A 22,648-nucleotide genomic window follows, 5' to 3' on the forward strand; every position below is an offset into this window, starting at 1 on the left:
TTCCCCGGCCGGCCCGGAGGTACGGACCGGCCGGGGAGCGGGCCGAGGAGCCGACCAGGGGCGGGCCGGGGGCGGGCCGGCTCAGAGGTCGTAGCGCTCGACGATCCCGGCGTGCCGGCCGAGGTCCGCCCCGGCCGCGTCGGCCAGGTCGAGCCAGGCCAGCGGGTGCGCCCAGCCGGCGGTGAGCCCGTGCAGCAGCGCGTCGGCCGCCTCCGCCGAGGCGGTCGGCGGGACGCCCAGCGCGGCGTACACGCCGGGCAGCGAGCCGTCGTCCTCCGTCGGGTCGGTGATCCGGTACTGCTCCCCGCTGTACGCCCAGACCGCGTAGCCGGCCGCCCGCAGGTCGTCCCGGAAGCCGGACCAGGCCTCGTCGCCGGGCCAGGCGCCGTCGATCCAGTAGGTGGTGAAGCCCGCCGGGTCGAGCAGGGTCAGCAGGGCGAAGACCGGGCGCCAGTTCGCCCGCTCCGGCTCCGGGGCGTCCTCGGCCGGCGGGGCCTCCAGCAAGGCCGGGGCGAAGACCACCACGTCGCCGTGGTTGAGCGTCAGGTCGTCGCCGAGCACCGGCAGGATCCGGGCGGTCGCCGGGCCGGTGCGGACGGCGGGCAGGTCGGCCGTCGAACCGTTGGTGCGGGTGGCGCGGACGGTGACCAGCTGCCACTCCTCGTCCACCGGGCCCTCGGGCTCGTCGAACTCGATGCCGATCCGGGCACCGGTGGAGCGGACCACGGCCCAGTCCCGGTTGGCGGTGGCGGCGGTGACCAGGTGCCAGAGGTCGGGCTCCTGGACCGTCCGGTGGAGCTGCTCCTCCCCCGCCTCCTCGGCGGACAGGGCGTGCTCCAGCAGCTCCTGGTAGAGGCGCTGGGCGGTGGCGTGGTCGCCCAGTTCGGTGGCGGCGGCCGCGGCCAGCCGGCGGGTGTTGATCCGGTTGGCCTCCAGCGCCAGGATCGCCCCGCACTGCTCCAGCACCTCGGCCCAGCGGCCCTCGGCGGCGGCCCAGCGGGCGCGGATCCAGTGCGCGTCGGCCGGGGCGGTCGCGGCCAGCCGGTCGGCGAGCCGGCGGATCCCCTCGGCGTCCCCGGCCTCGATCAGCACCTGGCCGAGCGTGCCGACCAGCTGCTCGCCGCCCGGGTCGACGTCCAGCCGCTGCCACAGCAGGTCGGCGGCGGCCCGGGCGTGGCCCAGTCCGCCGAGCACGGTGGCCAGCGGCACGGCCAGCCCGGTGGCGCCGGCGGGCTCGCCCCGGTACCGCTCCAGGGCGACGGCGAGCAGGTCGGCACCGGGCTCGACCGGCACCTCGGCCTCGGCCAGGTACGCCACCAGCTCGCCGGGCGGGACGGGCAGCTCGGGCACCGGCAGCGCCTCGGCGGCCGCGCGCAGGGCCGCGACCTCCCCGGCCACGCCCTCGGTGCGGCGCAGCCGGGCCAGCTTGCGCTCCCCGGTGGCCGCGAGCGTCAGCGCCACCGTGCGGGCGCCGCGGGCGAGGGCCAGCCGGCCCGCCGCGAGCAGCAGGTCCACGCAGGGGCGGTGCGAACCGGTGGTGTCCAGGTAGCCGACCCAGCCGGCCAGCACGGCGCCCAGCTCGGCGTCGTTCTCCCAGGCCCCGGCCGCGACCAGCAGCTCGACCGTCCGGGTCCAGGTCTCGCGCAGGTCGGCGTGCCGCTCGGCCTCGGCCCGGGCGGGCAGCAGGGCGAGCGCCTCCGGGGTGCGCCCGAGCGAGGCGAGCGCGCGGGCCCGCAGCAGGTCGCCCCAGCGCCGGTCGCTCTCGTCGAGCTCCTCGCCCCGGGCCCTGGCGGTCCGGTCGGTGGTGTCCAGCAGGGTGAGCACCTCCTCGTGCCGGCCCAGCAGGTGCAGGGTGCCGGCCCGGGCACGGTGGAAGCGCAGCGAGACCTGCTGGCCGGCCGCCTGCATCCGGGCGGAGGCGGTGTCCAGGTGGGCGAGCGCGTCGGCGGCCCGGCCGTCGTCCTCCAGGGCGTCGGAGTACTCGCGGGAGAGGCAGTCGAAGCAGGCCCGGCCGGGCTCGATCCGCTCCAGCGTCTCGCCGACCACCTCCAGGCGCTCGGCCACGTACCCGGGGCCGTCGACCCGGGCGTGGCAGATCGCGAAGTCCTGCACCACGCAGACGGACTGCGGGCAGCCGGCCGTCTCCTCCCGGTGGGCGAACTCCAGCAGGTCGACCGCCTCGGGCATCACCGACTCGCCCTGCTGGCGCTTGTTCAGCAGGTTCTGCATCCGCCAGTGCCGCAGGTAGACCTCGACCCAGGGCAGGCCGAGGGCCCGGGCGGAGGCGACCGCCTCCGGGAAGACCGCGTCGAGCTGCTCGTTGCGGCCCTCGGTGGCGTGTTCGGGCAGCTCGTACATCGCGTCGGCGAGCCGCGCGTGGCCGGCCTCGCGCAGCTGCTGGTGGGTGTCGCGCACCCAGGCCCAGATGTCGGTGGTCATGGCTGTTCCCCCTGCGTCGTGCTGGTGTGTGGTCTGGCGTGGGCCGCTGTCGGGGCGGGCGCCGGGGCGGGCGCCGGTATGCCCGCCGGGGCGTCGGCCGGGGAACCGGCCGGGGAGTCGGCCGTCACGCCTCGCCCCGGAGCGCGCCGGGGCTGTCCGGGACGTCCGGCAGGCCGGGCGGGACGGCGGCGGTGAGGGCGGAGACGGCGGTGCCGATGCCGGCCAGCGCGGCGCCGAGGTCCCCCTCGGCGGGGCCGGTGGAGGCCGCCGCCATGATCACCTTGAGCGAGCGGAGCAGCCCGGCCGCGGTGGCGCTGCCGGTGTGGCCGGTGCGGTAGGCGGCGAGCAGGTCCCGCACGGCCGGGCAGTCCAGGTTGAGGTAGAGCCGGGCCTTGACCGCGCCGTCGGTGCGGGCGGTGAACGCCCGGGCCAGCCGCAGTGCGGCGGACGGGATCCGGGCGTCGGCCTGGTCGTCCTCGATCCGGGCCTTCAACTCGGCCTCCCGGTCGGGCACCAGGACCAGCGGCAGGCCGGGCGGGTCGAAGCGGGCCGGGACGAGCTGCTCCCCCTGGTCGGCGAGGGCGCCGGCGAGCCAGGCCGCCTCCTCGGGCGGCAGCGGCCGCTCCGGGTCGCGGAACAGTTCCCGGTTGCCCTGCTCGCTGCCCAGCTCGACCAGCCGGCAGCCGCGCAACTGGGCGTAGCGGCGCAGGAACGGCAGCACCGCGTAGCGGTCGCCGCGGGCGATCGGGACGCGCATCGCCCGGTACAGCATCTCCTCGAAGCCCCCGCCGCTGCCGAGCGCGACGTGCACCGCGCCCCCGCCGGCCGCCCGCAGGCCGCCCGCGGTGAGGTCGCCCTGCGAGGTGGGCACCGGGACGTCGTCGGCGAGCAGGGTGAACAGCCGGTCGTCGCAGAGCGCGGCGCCGAGCAGTTCCTGGCCGTGCCGGGTGAGGATCCGGCGCCAGACGGCGGGCCGCAGCCGGGCCGTCTCGTACAGGCCGTCCACGACGGCGTCGGTCAGGGCCCGTTGCAGCGCGCGGTAGTGCTCGTCGCGCTGGAGGTCCTCGCGGCTGGCGGTGGGGGTGAGCCGGCTGGACTCGATCACGCCGCCGATGAAACCGGCCCAGCCGGGCAGCAGGTCGCGGGCGTCCTCGGCGAGCAGCATGCCGCGCAGGTAGACGGCGAGGTCGCGGTTGTCGCTGCTGCCGTAGGAGCCGCCGTCCTGGACCCAGAGCAGGCCGACCGCGTCGGTGGAGCCGTCGGTGGCGCTGCCGGCCGGGCCGCCGGTGGCGCCGCCTGACGGGCCGTCGGTGGTGCTGCCTGACGGGCCGTCGGTGGTGCCGTCGCCCTGGACGGGCAGCACCGGGAAGGCGGTGAGCGGCTCGAAGCGGCGGCCGAAGGCGGTGGCGAAGCGCATCCGGGCGGCGTGCTGGTCGCCGTCGACCCGCTGGCGCCAGGGCACCTGGACGGCGTTGACGGGCCGTTCGTCGTCGCCGACGTAGACCGGTATGGGCAGCAGGACGCAGTAGCGGCCGAGGACTTCGCGCAGGGCGTGCTCGTCGGCGAGGTGGGCGTGCTCGGCCTTGAGCGCCAGTTCGACGACGGTGCCGGGCTCCGGGCGGGCGGGTGCCGGGTCGACCTGGTACTGCTCGCCGCCGCGGCTGCGGTAGCGGTGGCCGAGCTGCGGTTCGCGGTGCGAGGTGGTGGTGACGGTCACCTCGTCGGCGACCGAGAAGGCGGAGAGGAAGCCCAGGCCGAAGGCGCCGATCAGCTCCTGGTTCCCGGTCAGTTCGCGCAGCATCCGGGTGTAGCCGGTGCCGACGGTGGCGAGGTAGGCGTGGATCTCCGGTTCGGTGAGGCCGGCCCCGGTGTCCTCGATGGCGACGGTCCGCCGCGCGGTGTCGGCGCGCACCCGGATCCGCGGCCGGTGCTCGCCGTCCGGGTCCTCCAGGAGTCGGCGGGTGTGCGAGTCGTGGGCGTTCTGGACCAGTTCGCGCAGGGCGACCAGGGGCGTGGAGTAGAGGTGGGTGGCGAGGACGTTCACCAGGCCACCGAGGTCGACCTCGGTGGTACGCACGCCGTCGGCCGGAGTGGGCTCGGTCGGGGTGGGCTCGGTCGGGGTGGGCTCGGTCGGGGCACCTTCAGACATGGGTCCTCAGTGTGCCAGTGCGACAATCCGTCGACCATTTCTTTCTATACATCAGGCGGAATGACGGATTCTGGTCAACTCGGAATTGACCGCTCCCCCACCATCGAGGGAAATGCCACCCGTTTGGTGGAGTTCGTCCACGTCACTGGTGAATGCTGAACGAGCGACGTCAGGCAACGGCGCTACGGAGCGGCCACTCCGGATCGCGCCCCATTCGCACTTCCAGCTCAGGGAGACCAGCGTGTCCCGTATTCGCGCAGCCGCCGCCGTCACCGCCCTCGGGGCCTTCCTCCTCGTCGGCGTCGGCGCCGCCACCGCCCACGCCGACAACGGCGCCGGCGCGATCGACCACTCCAACAGCAGCGTCGTGAGCAACGTCGGCTCCGGCAACGTGATCGGCACCGTCGACGGCAACGTGGTCAACACCCAGCAGACCGCCACCGGCTCGGGGGCGAGCAACCAGAACAACGGCCTCGCCGTGGCGGGCAACAGCGGGAACGTCGGGGCCCTGCAGGGCAACGGCAACTTCGACGCCCGGGTCTACTACCCGCACGTCCTCTACTAGCCGGGCCGACCGGGTCCGCGCCCGGTCGCACCGCACGGGGCCGGGTGCCCGCCGCCGTTCCGACGGTGGCGGGCACCCGGCCCGCTCCGTCTCCCGGGTGCGCCTGGGTGCTCCTGGGTGCTCCTGGGTGCTCCTACGAAGTCTCGACTCCCAGCACCGCCCGGCCGATCCGCCGCAGGCAGTCGCCGAGGTCGGGCCGGGCACTGTACGGGCGGTTCCGCACCCCGTCGTTGACCAGCGAGAACAGCGCGTGCACCCGGATCCGGGCGGTCACCGCGTCGTACTCCGGGCGCACCTGCCGGAGCAGCCCCACCCAGGTGCGCAGGAAGTCCCGCCGGAAGTCCACCGCGGCCCGGCGGTCCGGCGGGGCCAGCCGCTCGGTCTCGCTCAGCATCGCCCCCAGGTAGTCGCCGTTGCGCAGCGCGAAGTCGACGTACGCGCCCAGCCCGGCCGCCAGCGCCTCCGCCGGCCCGGCGGCCGCCGAGATCGCGCCGTCCACCTCGTGCCTGAGCCGCTCCCGGCTGCGCACCAGGGAGGCGGCGAGCAGCTGGGCCTTGCTGTCGAAGTGCCGGTACACGCTCGGGCCGGAGATGCCGACGGCGGCGCCGAGTTGATCGGTGCTGACGTTGTCGAAGCCGCGCTGGTGGAACAGCCGGACGGCGGCGGCGAGCAGCTCCTCGCGGCGGGCCTGCGGTCTCGGCTGCTCAGGTGGCTGCGCCTGCGCCCGCCCCTGGGCCCGCTCCTGGCTCCGCTCCTGGGTCCGCTGCGACGCGGGGGCGGTGTCGTCGGCGCTTTCGGCGGTGCCGTTCAGGGGGACCGCGAGGACGGCCGCGACCAGTTCGCGCAGCAGCGCCTCGGCCCGGCGGGGCTGCGGGGCGGCCGACTGGTAGGACAGCCCGGCGCAGCCGGAGAGCGCCGACCAGCAGAGCAACTCGGCGTCCGGGGCGGAGAGTTCCGGCCGCTCGGCGCGCAGTACGGCGGCCATCAGGGCGACGTCCGCGCGGAGTTCGCGGCGCAGTCCGGCCCGGCGGGCCGGCGGCAGCAGTCGGGCGTCGCGCTGCACCAGGGTGCCGAGCGGGCGGTGGCCGACCGCCACCGCGGCCAGCGCGGCGCCGAGTTCGGCGGTGCTGCCGGCCGCGCGCAGGCCGTCGGCGAGCGCGTCCAGGCCCAACCGGACGGCGCGGTCCAGCAGTTCGGGCTTGCCGCGGAAGTGCCGGTAGAGCGCGGGCGCGGTGATGCCCACCCCGGCCGCGACCTCGGTCATCGAGACCTGGTGGTAGCCGCTGCGGTGGAAGCGGTCGGCGGCCACGGCGAGGATCTGGGCGCGTCGGCCGGGCGGCCTCCGGACCACCATCGCGCACCTCCCCGCATCCGTTCCCCGCATCCGTCCCGAGCTCCGCCCGAAGGCTAGCAAGGATTCACTTGGCAGCCGCGTCGAGCAGCGTTCCCGGGCCCGCCCCGGGCCCGCCGACGCTGGACAGTCGAGGCTACCCGGGATTAACTTGTCGGGCCACCACCTGGTACGTTCCGCCTCCGCCGGCCCTCCGGCCGGCACCGTCGAAGGGAGCGCCGCCGTGCGCCGCACCGTGTTCAACGAGGACCACGAGGCCTTCCGGGAGACCATCCGGGACTTCATCGCCAACGAGGTCGTCCCGGTCTACGAGAGCTGGGAGGCCGACGGCCACCCGCCCCGCGACTTCTACCGCCAGCTCGGCGAACTCGGCGTCTACGGCATCGAGGTTCCGGAGGAGTACGGCGGCGCGGGCGAGAGCGGGTTCAAGTACCAGGCGGTGATCGCCGAGGAGACCGCCCGCGCGGGGGTGAGCTTCGGCTCCTCCGGCGTGCACACCGGACTGGTGCTGCCGTACCTGCTGGAGTACGCGAACGAGGAGCAGAAGCGGCGCTGGCTGCCCGGCTTCGTCTCCGGCGACATCATGACCGCGATCGCGATGACCGAACCGGGCGCCGGCTCCGACCTCGCGGGCATCACCACCACCGCCCGGCTCTCCGAGGACGGCACCCACTACGTCCTGAACGGCGCCAAGACCTTCATCACCGGCGGCGTGCTGGCCGACCTGGTCCTGGTGGTCGCCCGCACCGCCCCGTACGACCCGGAGAACCGCCGGGCCGGGCTCTCCATCCTGTGCGTGGACACCACCTCGCCGGGCTACTCGGTCGGGCGCAAGCTGCAGAAGATCGGCCTGCGCACCTCGGACACCGCCGAGTTGGCGTTCGTCGACGTCAAGGTGCCGGTGGAGGACCTGCTCGGCGAAGAGGGCAAGGCCTTCTCGTACCTGACCCACAACCTGGTGCAGGAGCGGCTGGCGATCGCGGTCGGCGCGTACGCGGCGGCCGCGGCGGCAGTGCGGTTCGCGGTGCAGTACGTCAAGGACCGCAAGGTGTTCGGCAAGGCGGTGGCCGAGTTCCAGAACACCAAGTTCACCCTGGCCGACTGCCAGGCCCAGGTGCTGGCGCAGCAGTCGATGGTGGACCAGGCCCTGGAGCTCTACCAGAACGGCGAGTTGAGCGTCGCGGACGCGGCCGCCGTGAAGCTGTTCTGCACCGAGTCGGCCTCCACCGTGATCGACAAGTGCCTCCAGCTGCACGGCGGTTACGGCTACATCCTGGAGTACCCGATCGCCCGGCTCTACACCGACAACCGGGTCTTCCGGATCTACGGCGGCACCAGCGAGGTCATGCGCAGCATCATCGCCAAGTCGCTGGGGCTGTAGCGGCGCCCCAGCCCCCGGAACCGCGGCGGGCCGCACCCCCATGGCGGCCCGCCGTGTCGTACGTTCGCGCGTAGGTTTGCGCGTACGTATGCGCGTCCGCCCCTGCGCCCGTGCTCAGTTGGGCGAGCCGTGCTCCGCGCGCCAGGCCTCCCAGCCGGCCGAGGAAGCCACCTTCGCCTCGTGCAGGGCCCGTTGGGCGAGCGTGCCCGGCGGGGTCTCCATGCTGCGCACCCAGTCGCGGCCCGCGGTGAACAGCGCCGCGCACACCAGCGCCGCCCCGGCCGCGCCGAGCACCGAGCCGATGCCGGTCAGCACCACGCCGCCGGCCAGCAGCGAGCGGTTGACCTGGAGTCCGTTCAAGATCCTCTGGTTGGTCGCCATGCCTCCACGATGCGGGCAGTCGGCGGGGGCTGCACCTCGGGCGGCCCGCTCCGGGGCCCTCCCGGGTGCGCACCGGCGGTGCGTCCGCCAGCCTGGGCACACGGCCTGGGCACCCGGCAGTGGAGGAGGCGGCGCGATGCCCGATCTCGAACGGCTCGCCGTGGAGCACGCCGCCCGGGCGGCCGAGGGTCCGCACGGGCGCAGCGCCCATCTGGTGCTGCACGACGGGGTGCTGCGGCAGACCGTGATCGCCCTGACCGCGGGCACCTCGCTGGACGAGCACACCCCGCCCACCGCGGGAAGCGTCCAGGTGCTGCGCGGCCGGGTCTCGTTGACCATCGCCGGGCGGCGGGTGGAGCTGGCCGCGGGCGAGTTGGCGCCCGTGCCGCAGGAGCGGCACGGGCTGGTGGCCCACGTCGACTCGGTGGTGCTGCTGACCGCCGTCACCGCGTAGCGGGAGTCAGGGCGTGGCGGGTGTCGGAGCGTGGCGGGCGTCAGGGCGTAACGCGCGTCAGGGCGTGGCGCCCGCCCCCAGCACGGTGCCGCTGACCAGCCGGAGCCCGCGCAGGAACTCCTGGCCGGTCGGCGCCAGGTCGGGCGCGGCGAGCCACTGGGCGACGTAGCCGGCCAGCAGGATCTGGTAGAAGGTGCCGCGGGCGAGCTCCTCCTCGTTGTCCGGCACCTCGGGCAGCCCCTGGAACACGGCGGCGAGCCCGAGCCGCCCGTCCTTCTGCGCGTCCTCGAAGGCCTTCGCCAGCTCCGGGTTGTGCCCGGCCTGGGCGAGCGCCTCGAACTGCGCGGCCCAGAGCCCCCGGTGCTCGGCGAAGACGTCCCGCAGGCCGTTCCAGGCGGCGGCGAAGCGCGTCTCCGGGTCGTCGGACACCTGGTTGGCGCCGTACACCACCACCCCCAGGGCCTCACCCATCTCGCCGATCGCCTCGATCATCGCGGCGTTGAGCAGCGCGTCCTTCGAGCCGAAGTGGTAGCCGATCGCGGCCAGGCTGACGCCCGAGGCGCTCGCGATGTCGCGGGCCGTGGTGCGTCCGTAGCCCTTCTCGTACAGGCAGTGCTTGGCGCCGGCCATCAGGTCTTCGCGGTTTCCCATGCCCCGATCCTACGGAACATCTGCACGGATGTCTTGCACGAACGTCTTGCACGGATGTCTTGCACGAGCGATTTACACATCTGTACTAGACAAGCGTCTGAAACGTCCGTACCGTCCTCCCCATGACCGCAACCACCGGCCGCGCAGGCCGTCGCGAATGGACCGGCCTGGCCGTCCTCCTGCTCCCGACCCTGGTCCTCTCCATGGACATGGGCGTGCTGTTCTTCGCCGTCCCGTACATCTCCACCGAGCTGGCCCCCAGCGGCACCCAGCAGCTGTGGATCATGGACATGTACTCGTTCCTGCTGGCCGGACTGCTCATCACGATGGGCGCGCTGGGCGACCGGATCGGCCGCCGCCGGCTGCTGATGATCGGCGCCGCGGGCTTCACCGTCGCCTCGCTGCTGGCCGCCCGGTCCGGCAGCGCCGAACAGCTGATCGCCGCCCGCGCCCTGCTCGGCGTCGCCGGGGCCACCGTGATGCCCTCGACCCTCGCGCTGATCCGCACCATGTTCCACGACCCCAAGCAGCGGCAGGTCGCCCTCGGCGCCTGGGGCGGCGTCCTCACCGCCGGGGCCACCCTCGGCCCGGTCGCCGGCGGGCTGCTGCTCGACCACTACTGGTGGGGCTCGGCCTTCCTGGTCGCCGTCCCGGTGATGGTCCTGGTGCTGCTGACCGCGCCCGTCCTGCTGCCCGAGTACCGCACCACCACCCGCACCGGCCGCTTCGACCTGCCCGGCGCCGTGCTCTCGCTCGCCGCGATCCTCCCCCTGGTCTACGGCGTCAAGACCCTCGCCGTGGACGGCTGGAGCCCGCTCCCCGCCCTCGCCGCCGCGGCCGGGCTGCTGATCGCCGTCGCCTTCGTGCAGCGCCAGCGCACCGCCGCGAACCCGCTGATCGACCTCAGCCTGTTCCGGATCCGCACGTTCAGCGGCGCGATCAGCGTCAACACCCTGGCCATGTTCGCGATGATGGGCTTCGCCCTCTTCACCTCCCAGTACCTCCAGCTGGTCAAGGGCATGAGCCCGTTCACCGCCTCGCTCTGGTCGCTGGTGCCGAGCGTCGGCGTCGGCGCGGCGATCGGGATCAGCTCGGCCCTGGCCGGCAAGGTCCGCCCGGCGGCCCTGATGGGCGGCGGCTTCGTGGTCGGCGCCGGCGGCTTCGCGATGATGACCCAGGTCGGCCCGCACTCCCCGCTGGCACTCATCCTCACCGCGGCGGGCGTGCTGGCCGCGGGCACCGTCGGCACCATGACGATGACCGCCGAGATGGTCGTCTCCGCCGCCCCGGTCGAGCAGGCCGGAGCCGCCTCCGCCACCTCCGAGACCGCCGTCGAACTCGGCAGCTCGCTCGGCATCGCCCTGCTGGGCGCGGCGGGCGCCGCGGTCTACCGCCACCAGCTGGACGGCGCCCTCCCGGCGGGCGTCGACGGCACCGCCGCCGCCACCGCGCAGGACACCCTCGGCGGCGCGGTCTCCGTCGCGGCCCACCTGCCCGGCCGGCTCGGCCCGGACCTGCTGGAGACCGCCCGCGGTGCCTTCACGGACGGCCTGCACGTCGCCGCCGTCGTCGGCCTGGTCTTCGCCCTCGGCGCCGCCGTCCTGGCCCACCGCCTCCTGCGCCACCTGCCCGCCGCCACCCCGGCCCCGACCCGGGCCCCGGAGCAGCCCGTCGCCGCCTGACCCACCGCACGGCCCCGGTCCCCGCGAGTCATCGAGAGCCCCCGCCCTCCCGGGCGGGGGCTCTCCGCCGTCCTCCCCGGGCCCCAGCACGCGCACGAGAAGTCGAACCGGCCGACTTCCCGCGCACCACCCGGCGCCGGGACTCCCCCGACCCCACCGACTCGCCGCACAACCAACGAGCACTGCCGCACACACGCGCGAGAAGTCGGCCCCGTCGACTTCCCGTACAGGGAGAACCGGCAAGGGCGGAGATGCGGCGAGAAGTCGGAGCACAGCGATCGGGAGCGCGCACGAGAAGTCGAACCGGCCGACTTCCCGTGCAGCGCCCAGCGCCGGGATGCCCCCGGCCCAGCCGACTCGCCGCACAACCAACGAGCACTGCCGCACCCCCGGCGACCCTCGGCGCTGACACAAGAAGTCGGCCCCGTCGCCTTCCCGTGCGGGGAGAACCGGCAAGGGCAGAGGTGCAGCAAGGAGTCGGAGCGCGGCGGTCGGAAGCGCGCACGAGAAGTCGAACCGGCCGACTTCCCGCGCACCGCCCGGCGCCGGGACTCCCCCGACCCAGCCGACTCGCCGCACAACCAACGAGCACTGCCGCACCCCCGGCGACCCTCGGCGCTGACACAAGAAGTCGGCCCCGTCGACTTCCCGTGCAGGGAGAACCGGCAAGGGCAGAGATGCAGCAGGGAGTAGGAGCGCGGCGGTCGGAAGCGCGCACGAGAAGTCGAACCGGCCGACTTCCCGCGCACCGCCCGGCGCCGGGACTCCCCCGGCGCGAACCGGAACCCCGACCCCACCGACTCGCCGCACAACCAACGAGCACTGCCGCACGCTCCGGCAACCCTCGGCGCCGACACAGGAAGTCGGCCCCGTCGACTTCCCGTGCAGGGAGAACCGGCAAGGGCAGAGATGCAGCAAGGAGTAGGAGCGCGGCGGTCGGAAGCGCGCACGAGAAGTCGAACCGGCCGACTTCCTGTGCAGGGAGGACTGGCGAGGGCGGTACTGCGGGGGCATGACGACTGGGCGCGCGAGAAGTCGGCCCCGTCGACTTCTCGTGCGTCGCCTGCGGTGGGGAGGGGTTGGCGGGGTCGCGGGGGCGGGGCACGAGAAGTCGGACCAGCCGACTTTCTGTGCAGGGAGAACTGGCGAGGGCGGTGCTGCGGGGGCGTGACGACTGGGAGCGCGCACGAGAGGTCGACCCCGTCGACTTTTCGTGCGTCGCCTGCGGTGGGAAGGGGTTCGCGGGGGCGGGGCGGAGGGGGTGGGTGGTCCGGTTTCTCGTGCTGGGGGGGTGAGGAGGGGCAGGGCCGTGTCAGGGTGAGGGGCATGGGGACTGGACACGGGCGGGTGCGCGGGAGTTACGACGTGGTGGCGGAGGAGTACCTGGGGCGGATCGGGGGCGAGTTGGCGCACAAGGTGGTGGACCGGGCGCTGCTGGGGGCCGTCGTGGAGGAGGCGGCCGGCGGGGTGGTGGCGGACCTGGGGTGCGGGCCGGGGCACGTGGCGGGGTGGCTGACCGGGCAGGGCGCGCGGGTGGTCGGGATCGACCTGTCGCCGCGGATGGTCGAGCTGGCCGCGCGCGAGCACCCGCGGGCCGAGTTCCGTACCGGGGACCTGCTGGCGCTGCCCGCCGCCGACGGCGAGTTCGCGGCGGCCGTGGCCCTGTACTCGGTGATCCACCTGGAGCCGGACGAGCTGCTGCCCGCGTTCGCCGAGATGCTGCGGGTGCTGCGGCCCGGCGGGCTGCTGCTGGTCTCCTTCCACCTGGGCGAGGAGGTGCGGCACCTGGCGGAGTGGTGGGGCCATGACGTCGACGTGGACTTCCACTTCCTGCGGACCGACGCCGTCGCCGCCCGCCTCACCGAGGCCGGGTTCGCCGTCGAGGCCCGGCTGGAGCGGGACGGCCTGCCCGAGGAGGCCGACACCCGGCGCGGCTACCTGCTGGCGCGGCGGCCGCAGTGATCGCGGTGATCGCGGTGACCGCAGCGGCCGTCCACCCCGGGGTGGACGCGGCGGCATCCACCCCCGGGTCCGTGTCCCGGCGGCGCGGCCGGGGGACCGTGGAGGGGTAGTCCGCGACCGTCAGGAGCTCCCCATGTCCCTGCCGTCCCTCCTCTCCCTGCTCGGCGTCCTCTGCTGGGTCGGCTACGAGCTGCTGCTGCGCCGCCGCGAGGACAGCGCGGCCGGCAGCTGGCGCGCCGACGACCGCGACCGCGGTTCGACCCGGCTGCTGCTCACCTGCTACGTCGCGTCCGTCCTGGTGGTGGTGCTGTTCGAACGCGCCGGCGTCGGCATGCTGCCCACCGGGCCGCGCTGGTCCGGGGTCGCGCTGGTCGTCGCCGGGCTGGGCCTGCGCGGCTGGGGCATGCGCACCCTGGGCCGCTACTACACCCGCACCCTGCGGACGGTGGACACCCAGCAGGTGGTCCGCAGCGGCCCGTACCGGCTGATCCGCCACCCGGGTTACGCGGGCAGCCTGCTGGTCTGGTCCGGCTACGCACTCGGCACCGGCAGCTGGGCGGCGGCACTGCTGGTCACTGTCCTGCTGCTCGGCGCGTACGGCTGGCGGATCGCCGCCGAGGAGCGGCTGCTGCTCGGCGCGTTCGGCCCGGCGTACGCCGACTACCAGCGGGTTTCCAAGCGGCTGGTGCCATTCGTCTACTGATGGCTCGGCGGCGGGATCGTCGGTGATCCGTTCGGGCGGCACCTGGTTTTCGGCCAGCGTTTCCCGTCCGGTGTATCCGTTCGGCCTGAGGGCCAGGCATACTGGCCAGCAGGGCCTAGCGCCCTCCGTGACTCTAGACAAGAAGGGACCGGTGGCCAGGGATGCTGCGGAACGGTCTTGAGCCCTGGCACATCTTGGTGGTGCTGGCGGTCGTAGTCCTGCTGTTCGGATCGAAGAAGCTGCCGGAGATGGCCCGTGGCCTCGGCAAGTCGATGCGCATCCTGAAGGCGGAGACCAAGGCGATGCGCGAGGACGGCGGCGAGCAGGCGGACGCCGGCACCGCGCAGAGCACGGCCGCCCCCCAGCAGGCCGCCGACCGCCCGGCCGTCACGCCGACCAACGTGACGAAGAGTGCCGAGGCGAAGCGCCCCGAGACGACCGCCTGAGTCGTCGTACGAGGTTCTGGTCGAGCCCCCCGGTGGATTCCACCGGGGGGCTCGATGCTGTCCCGGGCCGCCTCGCCCCGGCCGGAGTAGCCGGGCGGGCGGAGCGGGCCCGGGTGGACCAGGCTGGGCGGGATGTCCGAGATCCCTCCTCTCCCGTCGGCCGACCTCCGGGCCGTGGCGTGGCTGCTGGGCGCGTTCACGCTGCTGATGGTCGGGTACTTCACGCTGCCGCTGGAGTGGTTCGGCGACCGTCGGCCGCTCCTGAGCTGGACGGTCTTCGTGGCGGCACTGGGCGGGTTGAGCTGGCTGATGCTGGCGAAGATCGTCGGGGTGCTCAAGGGGACGGCGAAGCAGCCGGTGGCCTGGCTGGCCTTCCTCATCTTCCTGGCGATGATCATCTTCTCGGCGACGTACTACGCGCTGGGCGCGCACAAGGCCGAGTTCGCGGGGCTGGAGACGCGGCTGGACGCGCTGTACTTCACGGTCGTGACGATGGCGACGGTGGGATACGGCGACATCACCCCCGCGGGGCAGACGGCGCGGCTCGTGGTGGTGCTGCAGATCGGGTACAACTTCGTGTTCCTCGCGGCGGCGGCCGGGACGGCGTCGCGGACGATCCGCGGGAACATGGAACGGCGGATCCGGCGCAGAGGGTGAGAACCGCTGCGGTCCCGCCGGTCCGTCAGTCGTCCTCGTGAGGCTCGGGCGGGGTCGCGCGGAGTGCGGTGACGACACCCAGGGCGACGGTCGCGAGCGCGAGCGCGAGGAGGGCGGCGAAGGCCGCGGCGATCAGGAATCGCACGGGGCGCCCCACTGTCGTTCGGCTTCGAGGAGGAGGGACAGGAGGTTCAGCAGCGTCGACGCGGGCGCCGTGTTGAAGCAGACCAGGACACGGCCGTCGAGGGTCCGGTCGGTGTCGATGGAGGGGAAGAGCAGGCCGAACTTACGTCCGCGCTGGAGGAGTTCGGCGATCAGCGTACGGATGTGCTCATCGGTGCAGGCCCGGACCCGGGGATCGGTCGGCAGCAGCGGGCGGCGGGGGAGGGACATCAGGCGACGCCCAGGTCGCACTCGAACCAGATGACCTTGCCGCGCTCCTGCGGGTCGACGCCCCACCGGTGGGTGAGACCGGCGACCAGCTGGAGGCCCCGGCCGGACTCGGCGAGGAGGTCGAGGGGCTGCGGGGCGGGGAGCTGCGGGCTCTCGTCGGCGACGGAGACCCGGAGGGTGTTGTGGAGGAAGAGGATCTCGGTGACCGGTGCGGGGGTGTCGCCGTGCAGCCAGGCGTTCACGAGGAGCTCACCGAGGGCGAGTTCGGCCTCGAAGGTGGCGGAGGGGTGCCAGCCCGCGCGGACCATCACGTTGCGGAGGGACTGGCGGGAGAGGGCGAGGGAGGGCGTGTTGAGGTGACGCATGGGAGAACTCCCGGGCGTGTGTGGGGTGGAGAACCGGCGGACACGTCGCCGTGAACCAGGCCGTGGAAGAAGGCACGGCTGCTCTGCGGTGCTTGCCAACAAGCATTACTGACGATCCGTCGGATCGATGTGACATCGACCATAGCGCAGGAGCTACTTAAGTTTAGGTAGTTTGCTCAGGATTCCCTCTTCAGGGGGACAGATGGCCCCACCACCCGGCCGCGAGTCACACTGGGTCCACATGATGCAGAGAGGACCTCATGCCTGGCCGTCAGAACCCAACCTTTCGACAGCGCCGCCTGGGCGCCGAACTCCGGAAGATGCGCGAGCGAGCCGGCCTCGGAGGCAGCCAGCTCGCCCGCACGCTCGGAGTAAGCGCTGCGCAGGTGACGCAGATGGAGAGCGGCAAGACGAGCGTCAGCATGGACCGGCTCCAAACCATCGCCGCAGCCTGCAATTGCGACAACCAACTGTTCATCGGCACCCTCAGCGGCATCAGCACACGCAAGAAAGGCTGGTGGGAGAGGTACCGCCATCAACTCCCAGACACCTTGCTCGAATCCGCCGAACACGAGGACTTCGCCACCGGCACGATCCGGCATTGGGCGTCCGCAATCATCCCGGGGCTTCTGCAGACCGAGGAGTACGCGCGAGGAGTCTTCAACCGTCACCTCCCTCCAGTTCCGGCTGACGAGCTGAATCTACGAACCAGCTTCCGTCTGGAGCGAAGGGCCAGGTTCCTAGAAGACCCGAGGAAGAAGCTTGAGATCTACATCCACGAGTCCAGCCTGGTCACCCGCTACGGAGGCACCGCTGTTCTGCGGAGCCAACTTCACTCCCTGATCGATGACACTGCCGGAGAGGCTGTCTGCATCCGAGTCATCCCCTTCGCCGCCCACACCTACCCGGGCCCGATCGAGAACTTCGCCTACTCATACGGACAAGTTCCCGAACTCGACACCGTCGAGATGGAGGCATCAACCGGCCCCATCTTCTATGACTCCCTGAACGAGCTTGAGTCCTACCGAAGAGTCCTCGATCGGATCGAGAAATCATCCCTCGACGCCGATGAATCCCGAGACCTGATCCATCACACGGCCAAGACCCTGAAAGGCTGAAATGCCCCAGAATCAATGGCAGAAGTCGTCCTACAGCAGCTCCGGCGACAACTGCGTGGAGGTCCGCAGGGCCGACGAGCTGATCGAACTCCGCGAGTCAGACGAGGGCCACCTCATCCTCCGCACCAACCCCGCCGCCCTCGCGGCCCTCCTCGACGGGCTCAAGGCGGGCGAGTTCGACCACCACGCCTAGCCACACTCGACGGCCCCTCGCGCTCGTCCGCGCGAGGGGCCTCACAACCGCCTCACCGCAGCGAGTCGAGCCAATCGACGAGGCGGGCGCCCTGGCTGGTCATGATGTCCGGGTCGCGCAGGGCGTTGGCCAGGAGCGACATGCCCTGGTAGCCGGCGACGAGAGTGACGGCGAGGCCGTCCGGGTCGGGCAGGCCCAGGACGCGGAACTGGTACCCGACCCAATCCAGCAGCAGCTGGATCACTGCACCGGCCTCCGCGTCCAGGATCCCGTCCGTGCGCTTGTCGAGCTCGACGGCCAGGGTGCCGGTGGGGCAGCCGTAGCGGGCGGCGATCTCGCGCTGACCGACCCAGGCCTCGATCAGCCCCTTGAGGCGGTCCATCGGATCGGGCAACCGATCGAGCCGGCCGGTGAGTTCATCGAGGTACGCACTGTGCTCGGACAGTGCGGCCCGGACCAGTTCGTCCTTGGTCTTGAAGTAGTAGTAGACGTTCCCGACCGGAACGTCGGCCACGCGCGCGATGTCGGCGAGGGTGGTCCGTTCGACGCCCTGCTCGTGCAGGACCCGGGCCGCCGCAGCCGTGAGCCGGCGGCGCTTGTCGGCCGCGCGTACCGCCCTGGGCTTCACTGAGTCAGTCACCCAACCAACTATAGACAGAGCCCCGGAGGCCGGTGCTATGGTCTTCCAAGTCAGCCAACTAACTCATATGGAGGTTTTGCCATGATCGTCGTAACGGGCGCCACCGGCAACATCGGACGCACCCTGGTGCCCCTGCTGGCCACAGAAGGCGAGCAGGTCACGGCCGTCTCACGGCAGCCGCAGCCCGCCGGACTTCCGGCCGGCGTCCGGCACGCTCAGGCCGACGTCGGCAACGCCGCGAGCATGCGGCCCGTCCTCAACGGCGCCGACGCCCTCCTCATCCTGCTGGGCGGCGAGCTCAACGGCCACGGCGAGAACCCGGAAGCCCTGCTGGAAACCGCCGAGGCCGCCGGGGTGAGCCGGATCGTCCTGGTCTCCTCCCAGATCAACGCCACCCGCCCCGAAGCCCCCTCCCACACCCGCCTGCGCCAATTCGAGGCCGCCGTACGCGAGTCCGGGCCCGACTTCACGATCCTCCGCCCCGGCGGCTTCGCCTCCAACGCCTTCGCCTGGGCCGAGTCCGTCCGCACCCGGCGCACCGTCCTCGCCCCGTTCGCCGACGTGGCCCTGCCCGTCGTCGACCCGGCGGACATCGCCGAGGTCGCCGCCGCCGCACTCCGCGAGAACGGCCACGCGGGCCGCACCTACGAGCTCACCGGCCCCGAGGCCATCAGCCCCCGCCGCCAGGCCGCGGTGATCTCCGAGGCCCTCGGCGAGGAGCTCGCCTTCGTGGAGCTCTCCCGCGAGGAGGCCCACGCCCACATGGCGCAGTTCATGCCGCAGGAGGTCATCAGCGGCACCCTGGACATCCTCGGCCTCCCGCTCCCCGCCGAGCAGACGATCAGCCCGGACGTGGAAACCGTCCTCCACCGCCCCGCCCGACCCTTCGGCGAGTGGGTCACCCGCAACCTCCCGGCCTTCCGGTAGGACCCCGCTCCGGGCGCCGCGCCCGGAACCAGGCCGACAGCGGCAGAGGCCGACTCCGCGTCAGCCGGCGAACGCCGCGTGGACGTCCTCCTCCGCGAGGTCGGGGTCCATCAGAGACGGGCCCCGGTACTCCGGCGGGCCGGACGGGCCGGTCACGGCATAGGGGCGCTACGACCGTATCCACAGGAAGCCGACGTTGCCGACGAAGCGGCCGTACGACGGCTCGCCCAGCACGCCGGCCTCGGTCAGGTCGGCCGGCAACTACGCGTACTGGTCCATTGATTGGCACTCACTTCTTCTTCTCGCCCGGGCCGGCCGGCGGAACCTTCTCTCCAGCGCCTCCAGGTGGAGGGCTACCCCTCCGCACCTCGCCGCGCTCGTACCCGACCTGCTCAACACGGCGCCGGGGCGGAACGACGGAATCACTGCGCGAGTCCTCGAAGCCACAGGGCGAACACCGCCGGCCCGGGCGCCTCCCGCTGGTCGGCCGCGCCGTAGGGAGATGTCCCACAGGGTTGTCCACAGGCTGTGGACAACCCTGTGGTCAACCGTGGGTGGTGTCGATGACGCAGAAGCGGTTGCCCTCGGGATCGGCGAGGACGACGAAGTCCGGGTCGTCGGGGTAGAGGTCCCAGTCGACCTCCTGGGCGCCGAGGGCGATCAGGCGGCGGACCTCGGCGGCCTGGTCTGCGGCGTTTCCCGCGTACAGGTCGAGGTGGACGCGGGGGTGGGCCTGGACGGGGGACTCGGAGATGCCCAGGGCGAGTTGGACACCGGTGCCGCCGTCGGCGGGGAGCAGCACCGTCCAGTCGTCCTCGACCAGGCCGTCCCTCGGGACGTAGTCGAGCGCGGCCGTCCAGAAGGCGACCGCGCGGGACATGTCGGCGACACCGAGGACGAGGGATCCGATCGTCAGCACCGCGCCATTATGACGCGGCCTCAGCCTTACTCCGGCGCGCGTAGGCCCGGGCCGCGCGGACGCGGTCGCCGCAGCGGGTCGAGCACCAGTGGCGGGCGGCGTGGGTGCGGACCAGGAAGCGGATGCAGGGGCTCGCGGTGCAGGCGGCGAGGCGGGCAGCGTCCGGGCCGGTGAGCAGTTCCGCCGCGTCGGCGGCGATGACGGCCATGGCGTGCACGGCGACCTGGTCGGCCGGGTGGGCCGGGGCGCGGTACGGGCCGTCCGGCTCGTCCCAGCGCAGCAGGGCGGCGGCGGAGGTGGCGGTGAGCGCGGCGTTGAGCGCGTCCACGGCCTCGGCCGGCGGCACCGCGCCGTCGACCCGGGCGGCGAGCAACACCCGCAGCCGGGACCGGAGTTCGCGCAGCCGTCCGGTGCAGTACTCGTAGACCTCCGCCCCCTCGGGGGCGAGGCCCCGGTCGACCAGCCAGCGGGTGGCGTCGGCGGGGGTGGCCAGCAGGTCGAGGCGGCCGGCGGTGAGCGCGAGGTCGCTGTTGGCGAAGTCGAGGGCGACGTGCTGCTCCGAGCCCGGTGCGGGCGGCGGGGCGGTGAGGGTGGCATTCACGATTCTCATGGTAAACCTTGCGCTCTTCCGTGATGGAGGGTTAGGTTTCATCACGTCAAACGATGACTTTCTCCGTGAGGTGAACCAGCATGTCGAACATCCGCGTCTTCGGCGGCCCGACCGCCCTCATCGAATTCGGCGGCCTCCGCTTCCTCACCGACCCGACCTTCGACGAGCCCGGCGACTACCCGCGCGGCGGCGGCCGCGCCCTCACCAAGACCGCGCCCTCCCCCATCACCCCCGCCGACCTCGGCCCGGTCGACGCCGTCCTGCTCTCCCACGACGAGCACCCGGACAACCTGGACACCTCGGGCCGCGCCCTGCTGCCGACCGTCCCGCTCGTCCTCACCACCACCGGCGGCGCCGAGCGACTCGGCGGCACCGCGCGCGGGCTCGCCCCCTGGGAGTCCGTGGAACTGGCCCGCCCGGACGGCGGCAGCGTCACCGTCACCGCCGCACCCGCGCTGCACGGGCCCGAAGGCGCCGAGGCGGTGCTCGGCCAGGTGATCGGGTTCGTGCTGACCGCGCCCGACCTGCCGAGCGTCTACGTCAGCGGCGACAACGCCTCGCTGCCGCTGGTCGAGGAGATCGCCGAGCGGTTCGGCCCGGTGGACACCGCCGTCCTGTTCGCCGGCGCCGCCCGCCCCGGCCCCTTCGACGGCGCGCTGCTCACCCTGGACAGCGCCCAGGCCGCCGAGGCCGCCGCCCTGCTGGGCGCGCGGCGCGTGGTGCCGGCGCACTTCGACAGCTGGGCACACTTCACCGAGGGCCGTACGGCGCTGGAGGCGGCCTTCGCGGCGGCCGGGCTGAGCGACCGGCTGCAGTTCGCCTGACCGGGGCCGAGTGCCTCAGTCGTCCTGGAAGTTGCCCGCCGACGTGTGGAGAGTCGCGTACAGCGCGGACAGGCGGGCGTTCCAGTTGGCGTAGGTGGGGCCGTCGATCGCGTGCTTCTTGCCCAGGTCCTTGATCGTCTTCTGGGCGGCCCGGAGCTCCTGGGCGGCGGCGTCGGGGTTGCCCTCGTTCAGCCGGGAGGCGGTCTCGTCGAGGATCTGCAGCAGCTCCGTCTGCTTGTCGCGCTCCTTGCCGACCTGCGCCTGCGCCACGGCCTGCCGGAAGGACTGGAGTTGGAGCTCCGCGGGCTGGTTGCGCGGGACGGACTGGGTGGGCACGGGGGCGGTCGGCGTGGCGGCCGGGGTGGTGGGGGCGGCGGCAGCGGAGGTCGGGGCCGTCGTCGGAGTGGTGGCCACGGACTTGGTCGCCGCCGGGGGCTTGGCGGCGGCGTTGCCGGCCGGCTCGTCGGCGGCGGTCAGCACCACGGCGATGACCCCGGCGAGGCCGGCTATGCCCAGCGCTCCGAGGACCAGGGGCTTGTTGCGCCGGCTCACCGTGGGGGCGGGCATGGGGAGCCGTCCGGCCGGGTGCGCCGCGGGCGGCATCGCCGGGAGCGGCGCCATCACCGAGGTCGCGGCCGGGACGGGGTGGTGCGGGACACCGTGCGGGGCCTGGGGCGGGAGCAGGGTGGTGTGCTGCTGGTTCGGGTGCACCGGCGCCATCGGCCCCATCGGCGCCATCGACCCCATCGACCCCACCGGCGGCAGCAGTTGCGTGGGAGCGGCGGTCGCGAGCAGCTCGGCGGTCGGATCGCCGACGGCCAGGCCCGGTACGGTGCCGAGGAGTTCGGCCCGCGCCGCGGCCGCGTCGGCCGGGCGGTGGGCCGGGTTCTTGGCCAGCAGGCGCAGCGCCACCGCGTCCAGGGCCGGCGGCAGGCCCGGGCGGCGCGCGGACGGGGGCAGGGGCTGCTCGCTGACGTGCTTGAAGGCGATCGCCACCGGGGTCTCGGCGGTGAACGGGGTCACGCCGGTGAGCATCTCGGTCAGCACGCAGCCGACCGCGTACAGGTCGGTGCGGCCGTCCAGGGCGGAGGCGGTGGCCTGCTCGGGCGAGAGGTAGGCGGCCGTACCGAGCACGCTCGCGGTCTGGGTCAGGTTGCTGGACGAACCGGCCCGGGCGATGCCGAAGTCCACCACCTTCACGCCGCCGTCGTCGGTGATCATGATGTTGCCGGGCTTGATGTCCCGGTGCACCAGGCCCGCCGCGTGCGCGACCGACAGCGCCTCGCAGACCGCCGCCGCGATGCCGACCGCGCGCTCCACCGGCAACTGCGGCTGCTGGACCAGGACGGCGGCGAGCGAGCGGCCGTTCACCAGCTCCATGACGATGAACGGGGTGCCCTCGTCCACGCCCGAGTCGAAGACCATCACGATCCTCGGGTGCACCAGCATCGCGGCGTGCTGCGCCTCGCGGCTGAAACGCTCGGCGAAACGGGGGTCGTCGGCGAGGCCGCCGTTGAGGACCTTGACGGCCACCTGGCGGCCCAGGACCCGGTCGAGGCCTCGCCAGACCGTGGCCATGCCTCCGACGCCGAGTATCTCGACGAGTTCGTAACGCCCGTTCAGCGCGCGTCCGATCACCTGGGACTCCCCTCACGTGCGGCCTCCGGGGTCCCGAGCGGCCTCGTGCACCTGTGCACGATAGCCGCCCCGGGCCCGGGGCCTGAGGGGGTGGCGGCCGGGGGACCGGGCAGCGGTCCCCCGACCGCCGGTCGTGGGGTGGGGGCCCCCCCCACGGCGGGGGGGGGGGGCCCCCCGTGCGGACCCGCCCGGGCCGCGGC

General features: G+C 73.3%; 23 protein-coding genes and 1 pseudogene. 13 read left to right on the plus strand and 11 right to left on the minus strand.

What is annotated here, in order from left to right; translation table 11 throughout:
* Window positions 1-81: 81 nt before the first annotated feature.
* Window positions 82-2,439 carry a hypothetical protein gene (locus ACFV8H_RS32950; protein ID WP_380407279.1) on the minus strand — a complete coding sequence of 786 codons (2,358 nt, stop codon included), beginning with the start codon at window positions 2,437-2,439 and terminating at the stop codon, window positions 82-84.
* A 124-nt stretch (window positions 2,440-2,563) separates the two neighbouring features.
* The gene (locus ACFV8H_RS32955; RefSeq protein WP_380407281.1) at window positions 2,564-4,588 is read right to left on the minus strand and encodes an ATP-binding protein; all 2,025 of its coding nucleotides are present in this window, start codon (window positions 4,586-4,588) and stop codon (window positions 2,564-2,566) included.
* Between the two features lie 241 nt (window positions 4,589-4,829).
* On the opposite strand from ACFV8H_RS32955, the gene ACFV8H_RS32960 reads away from it, so the two are divergent.
* Window positions 4,830-5,153: a hypothetical protein gene (locus tag ACFV8H_RS32960; protein ID WP_380407283.1), complete on the plus strand. Its 324-nt coding sequence runs from the start codon at window positions 4,830-4,832 to the stop codon at window positions 5,151-5,153.
* A gap of 133 nt (window positions 5,154-5,286) precedes the next feature.
* Here the strand turns inward: ACFV8H_RS32960 and ACFV8H_RS32965 are convergent, their stop codons facing one another.
* On the minus strand, window positions 5,287-6,507 hold the full coding sequence (locus ACFV8H_RS32965) for a TetR/AcrR family transcriptional regulator (protein WP_380407285.1): 1,221 nt from the start codon (window positions 6,505-6,507) through the stop codon (window positions 5,287-5,289).
* 220 nt (window positions 6,508-6,727) lie between these two features.
* Here ACFV8H_RS32965 and ACFV8H_RS32970 point away from each other — a divergent pair, with 220 nt between their 5' ends.
* A complete protein-coding gene (locus ACFV8H_RS32970) occupies window positions 6,728-7,885 on the plus strand; it encodes an acyl-CoA dehydrogenase family protein (RefSeq protein WP_380407287.1) in 1,158 nt (385 codons plus the stop codon).
* A 114-nt stretch (window positions 7,886-7,999) separates the two neighbouring features.
* On the opposite strand, the gene ACFV8H_RS32975 is transcribed toward ACFV8H_RS32970, so the two are convergent.
* A complete protein-coding gene (locus tag ACFV8H_RS32975) occupies window positions 8,000-8,266 on the minus strand; it encodes a hypothetical protein (protein ID WP_375887413.1) in 267 nt (88 codons plus the stop codon).
* A 136-nt stretch (window positions 8,267-8,402) separates the two neighbouring features.
* Here ACFV8H_RS32975 and ACFV8H_RS32980 point away from each other — a divergent pair, with 136 nt between their 5' ends.
* Window positions 8,403-8,720: a cupin gene (locus tag ACFV8H_RS32980; protein ID WP_380407289.1), complete on the plus strand. Its 318-nt coding sequence runs from the start codon at window positions 8,403-8,405 to the stop codon at window positions 8,718-8,720.
* Window positions 8,721-8,777: 57 nt separating this feature from the next.
* Here ACFV8H_RS32980 and ACFV8H_RS32985 read toward each other — a convergent pair whose 3' ends face one another.
* Window positions 8,778-9,371 carry a TetR/AcrR family transcriptional regulator gene (locus ACFV8H_RS32985; protein ID WP_375887418.1) on the minus strand — a complete coding sequence of 198 codons (594 nt, stop codon included), beginning with the start codon at window positions 9,369-9,371 and terminating at the stop codon, window positions 8,778-8,780.
* A 122-nt stretch (window positions 9,372-9,493) separates the two neighbouring features.
* Here ACFV8H_RS32985 and ACFV8H_RS32990 point away from each other — a divergent pair, with 122 nt between their 5' ends.
* The 5 genes from ACFV8H_RS32990 to ACFV8H_RS33010 all read left to right on the plus strand — a co-directional run bounded on the left by ACFV8H_RS32990 (window position 9,494) and on the right by ACFV8H_RS33010 (window position 14,821).
* Window positions 9,494-11,053: an MFS transporter gene (locus tag ACFV8H_RS32990; RefSeq protein WP_380407291.1), complete on the plus strand. Its 1,560-nt coding sequence runs from the start codon at window positions 9,494-9,496 to the stop codon at window positions 11,051-11,053.
* A 1,326-nt stretch (window positions 11,054-12,379) separates the two neighbouring features.
* Complete coding sequence (locus ACFV8H_RS32995; protein ID WP_380407293.1) at window positions 12,380-13,015, plus strand: class I SAM-dependent methyltransferase; 636 nt, start codon at window positions 12,380-12,382, stop codon at window positions 13,013-13,015.
* Between the two features lie 133 nt (window positions 13,016-13,148).
* Window positions 13,149-13,718, plus strand: coding sequence for a methyltransferase family protein (locus ACFV8H_RS33000; RefSeq protein ID WP_380407295.1), 570 nt, complete (start codon window positions 13,149-13,151; stop codon window positions 13,716-13,718).
* A 161-nt stretch (window positions 13,719-13,879) separates the two neighbouring features.
* The gene (tatA, locus tag ACFV8H_RS33005; RefSeq protein ID WP_360226432.1) at window positions 13,880-14,164 is read left to right on the plus strand and encodes a Sec-independent protein translocase subunit TatA; all 285 of its coding nucleotides are present in this window, start codon (window positions 13,880-13,882) and stop codon (window positions 14,162-14,164) included.
* Window positions 14,165-14,296: 132 nt separating this feature from the next.
* Window positions 14,297-14,821 carry an ion channel gene (locus ACFV8H_RS33010; protein WP_380407297.1) on the plus strand — a complete coding sequence of 175 codons (525 nt, stop codon included), beginning with the start codon at window positions 14,297-14,299 and terminating at the stop codon, window positions 14,819-14,821.
* 132 nt (window positions 14,822-14,953) lie between these two features.
* Here ACFV8H_RS33010 and ACFV8H_RS33015 read toward each other — a convergent pair whose 3' ends face one another.
* Window positions 14,954-15,214: a hypothetical protein gene (locus ACFV8H_RS33015; RefSeq protein ID WP_380407299.1), complete on the minus strand. Its 261-nt coding sequence runs from the start codon at window positions 15,212-15,214 to the stop codon at window positions 14,954-14,956.
* Complete coding sequence (locus ACFV8H_RS33020; protein ID WP_380407301.1) at window positions 15,214-15,579, minus strand: ATP-binding protein; 366 nt, start codon at window positions 15,577-15,579, stop codon at window positions 15,214-15,216. The genes ACFV8H_RS33015 and ACFV8H_RS33020 overlap by 1 nt, the downstream gene beginning before the upstream one ends.
* A gap of 260 nt (window positions 15,580-15,839) precedes the next feature.
* On the opposite strand from ACFV8H_RS33020, the gene ACFV8H_RS33025 reads away from it, so the two are divergent.
* Window positions 15,840-16,697: a helix-turn-helix domain-containing protein gene (locus ACFV8H_RS33025; protein WP_380407303.1), complete on the plus strand. Its 858-nt coding sequence runs from the start codon at window positions 15,840-15,842 to the stop codon at window positions 16,695-16,697.
* 1 nt (window position 16,698) lies between these two features.
* Window positions 16,699-16,890 carry a DUF397 domain-containing protein gene (locus tag ACFV8H_RS33030; RefSeq protein ID WP_380407305.1) on the plus strand — a complete coding sequence of 64 codons (192 nt, stop codon included), beginning with the start codon at window positions 16,699-16,701 and terminating at the stop codon, window positions 16,888-16,890.
* Window positions 16,891-16,942: 52 nt separating this feature from the next.
* Here ACFV8H_RS33030 and ACFV8H_RS33035 read toward each other — a convergent pair whose 3' ends face one another.
* Window positions 16,943-17,530, minus strand: a complete 588-nt coding sequence (locus ACFV8H_RS33035) for a TetR/AcrR family transcriptional regulator (protein ID WP_380407307.1) — start codon at window positions 17,528-17,530, stop codon at window positions 16,943-16,945.
* A gap of 81 nt (window positions 17,531-17,611) precedes the next feature.
* Between ACFV8H_RS33035 and ACFV8H_RS33040 the strand changes: the two genes are divergently transcribed.
* Together ACFV8H_RS33040 and ACFV8H_RS33045 are read left to right on the plus strand one after the other, a co-directional pair.
* Entirely contained in the window at window positions 17,612-18,457 is an 846-nt protein-coding gene (locus tag ACFV8H_RS33040; protein ID WP_380407309.1) for an SDR family oxidoreductase, read from the plus strand.
* Between the two features lie 358 nt (window positions 18,458-18,815).
* Window positions 18,816-18,914: pseudogene (locus tag ACFV8H_RS33045) on the plus strand (GntR family transcriptional regulator); the annotation flags it as partial.
* An 87-nt stretch (window positions 18,915-19,001) separates the two neighbouring features.
* Here ACFV8H_RS33045 and ACFV8H_RS33050 read toward each other — a convergent pair.
* A complete protein-coding gene (locus ACFV8H_RS33050; protein WP_380407311.1) occupies window positions 19,002-19,376 on the minus strand; it encodes a VOC family protein in 375 nt (124 codons plus the stop codon).
* Between the two features lie 7 nt (window positions 19,377-19,383).
* Window positions 19,384-19,986, minus strand: coding sequence for an ABATE domain-containing protein (locus ACFV8H_RS33055; RefSeq protein WP_380407313.1), 603 nt, complete (start codon window positions 19,984-19,986; stop codon window positions 19,384-19,386).
* A gap of 80 nt (window positions 19,987-20,066) precedes the next feature.
* Here ACFV8H_RS33055 and ACFV8H_RS33060 point away from each other — a divergent pair, with 80 nt between their 5' ends.
* Entirely contained in the window at window positions 20,067-20,810 is a 744-nt protein-coding gene (locus ACFV8H_RS33060) for an MBL fold metallo-hydrolase (RefSeq protein ID WP_380407315.1), read from the plus strand.
* Between the two features lie 15 nt (window positions 20,811-20,825).
* Here ACFV8H_RS33060 and ACFV8H_RS33065 read toward each other — a convergent pair whose 3' ends face one another.
* Window positions 20,826-22,448 (minus strand): protein kinase, encoded by a 1,623-nt coding sequence (locus ACFV8H_RS33065; protein ID WP_380407317.1) that lies wholly within the window; start codon window positions 22,446-22,448, stop codon window positions 20,826-20,828.
* Between the last annotated feature and the right edge of the window lie 200 nt (window positions 22,449-22,648).

This window comes from Kitasatospora sp. NPDC059827, assembly GCF_042731675.1.
Taxonomy (GTDB): domain Bacteria; phylum Actinomycetota; class Actinomycetes; order Streptomycetales; family Streptomycetaceae; genus Kitasatospora.